The organism is Flavobacterium chryseum, from assembly GCF_004362015.1.
Lineage (GTDB): Bacteria > Bacteroidota > Bacteroidia > Flavobacteriales > Flavobacteriaceae > Flavobacterium.
This window is the reverse complement of sequence record NZ_SNWW01000028.1, coordinates 1,327-4,200: the sequence shown is the minus strand read 5'-3', so window position 1 is coordinate 4,200 and position 2,874 is coordinate 1,327. Positions and strand designations below refer to the sequence as shown.

The 2,874-nt window shown below is 47.9% G+C and carries 2 rRNA genes (1 of these 2 only partly in view); both read right to left on the bottom strand.

What is annotated here, in order from left to right:
* Nucleotides 1–44 precede the first annotated feature (44 nt).
* Nucleotides 45–154 (bottom strand): 5S ribosomal RNA (rrf, locus tag EV143_RS21235).
* A 148-nt stretch (nt 155–302) separates the two neighbouring features.
* Nucleotides 303–2,874, bottom strand: a 23S ribosomal RNA gene (locus tag EV143_RS21230); it runs 409 nt beyond the window's last position.

Sequence of the window (2,874 nt, the reverse complement as noted above, 5' to 3'; positions counted from 1 at the left end):
TAAACGAAAAAACCCTTCATCTTATGATGAAGGGTTTTTAAAAAGAAAGGCGACGACATACTCTCCCACATAACTGCAGTACCATCTGCGCAGGCGGGCTTAACTACTCTGTTCGGGATGGGAAGAGGTGAGCCCCGCCGCAATAACCACCTTAAGGTCGTTAGTTGCTTTGGGCAACTTTACAATTAATTAAAAATTTAGAATTAAAAATTAAATTGTATAATATCTTAACATACTGAGATAAAGAAAAATGCATTTATTTAGAAAGTTTCTTCCTCCCGATTGCTCGGGAGGAAAATGGTGTACATAAGCTTACGGATTATTAGTACTACTCGACTATGACATTACTGCCTTTACATCTATAGCCTATCAACGTGGTCATCTTCCACGATCCTTAAAAGAAATCTCATCTTGTGGTGGGTTTCGCGCTTATATGCTTTCAGCGCTTATCCCTTCCAAACGTAGCTACTCTGCGATGCTCCTGGCGGAACAACAGATACACTAGAGGTTTGTCCAATTCGGTCCTCTCGTACTAGAATCAGATCCACTCAAATTTCTAACGCCCACAGTAGATAGAGACCGAACTGTCTCACGACGTTCTGAACCCAGCTCGCGTGCCACTTTAATGGGCGAACAGCCCAACCCTTGGGACCTTCTCCAGCCCCAGGATGTGACGAGCCGACATCGAGGTGCCAAACCCCCCCGTCGATATGAGCTCTTGGGGGAGATCAGCCTGTTATCCCCGGCGTACCTTTTATCCTTTGAGCGATGGCCCTTCCATGCGGAACCACCGGATCACTATGCTCTACTTTCGTACCTGATCGACCTGTATGTCTCTCAGTCAAGCTCCCTTATGCCATTGCACTCTACGCACGGTTACCAAGCGTACTGAGGGAACCTTTAGAAGCCTCCGTTACTCTTTTGGAGGCGACCACCCCAGTCAAACTACCCACCAAGCAATGTCCCCCGCAATACGGGGTTAGGCCTCAGATAAACAAAGGGTTGTATTTCAACAATGACTCCACAACGCCTGGCGACGCCACTTCACAGTCTCCAACCTATCCTACACATCATTTATCCAAGGTCAATACTAAGCTATAGTAAAGGTGCACAGGGTCTTTTCGTCCCACTGCGGGTAAACGGCATCTTCACCGTTACTACAATTTCACCGAGCTCATGGCTGAGACAGTGTCCAGATCGTTACACCATTCGTGCAGGTCGGAACTTACCCGACAAGGAATTTCGCTACCTTAGGACCGTTATAGTTACGGCCGCCGTTTACTGGGGCTTCAATTCAATGCTTCTCCGAAGATAACATCTCCTCTTAACCTTCCAGCACCGGGCAGGTGTCAGGCCCTATACTTCATCTTACGATTTTGCAGAGCCCTGTGTTTTTGATAAACAGTCGCCTGGACCTCTTCACTGCGGCCCTGTATTGCTACAGGGCGACCCTTCTCCCGAAGTTACGGGTCTATTTTGCCTAATTCCTTAGCCATGAATCTCTCGAGCACCTTAGGATTCTCTCCTCAACTACCTGTGTCGGTTTACGGTACTGGTACTAATTACCTGAAGTTTAGAGGTTTTTCTTGGAAGCCCTTAGGCGCACTATCTCTTTGTCCGAAGACTCCGAGTACTATCGTATTTCCCCAAGCCGCGTGGATTTGCCTGCGCAGCTTATAGGTAGGTACTTCAACGAACTATTCCGTCAGTTCGCGGCGCTTTCATCACTCCGTCACCCCATCACAGTAATTAGTAGTACGGGAATATTAACCCGTTAGCCATCGACTGTCCCTTTCGGGTTCGCCTTAGGACCAGACTAACCCACAGCTGATTAGCATAGCTGTGGAAACCTTAGTTTTTCGGTGTGCGGGTTTCTCGCCCGCATTATCGTTACTTATGCCTACATTTTCTTTTCTAACCAGTCCAGCATGCCTTACGACACACCTTCAACCCTGTTAGAATGCTCCCCTACCACTTAGAGTAAACTCTAAATCCATAGCTTCGGTAATATACTTATGCCCGATTATTATCCATGCTCGTCCGCTCGACTAGTGAGCTGTTACGCACTCTTTAAATGAATGGCTGCTTCCAAGCCAACATCCTAGCTGTCTGGGCAGACAAACCTCGTTCTTTCAACTTAGTATATATTTGGGGACCTTAGCTGATGGTCTGGGTTCTTTCCCTCTCGGACTTGGACCTTAGCACCCAAGCCCTCACTGCTGAGAAACATTATATAGCATTCGGAGTTTGTCAGGAATTGGTAGGCGGTGAAGCCCCCGCATCCAATCAGTAGCTCTACCTCTATATAACTTTAAATTCAGCGCTGCACCTAAATGCATTTCGGGGAGTACGAGCTATTTCCGAGTTTGATTGGCCTTTCACCCCTACCCACAGGTCATCCGAAGACTTTTCAACGTCAACCGGTTCGGACCTCCACTGTGTGTTACCACAGCTTCATCCTGCCCATGGGTAGATCACACGGTTTCGCGTCTAACACTACTGACTAAAGCGCCCTATTCAGACTCGCTTTCGCTACGGATCCGTGGCTTAACCACTTAACCTTGCCAGCAACGTTAACTCGTAGGCTCATTATGCAAAAGGCACGCCGTCACCCCACGAAAGGGCTCCGACCGCTTGTAAGCGTATGGTTTCAGGATCTATTTCACTCCGTTATTCACGGTTCTTTTCACCTTTCCCTCACGGTACTGGTTCACTATCGGTCTCTCAGGAGTATTTAGCCTTAGCGGATGGTCCCGCCAAATTCAGACAGGGTTTCACGTGCCCCGCCCTACTCAGGATACCACTATCTATTATACTCGTTACCCATACGGGACTATCACCCTCTATGGTTCAGCTTTCCAGCTAATTCCGGTC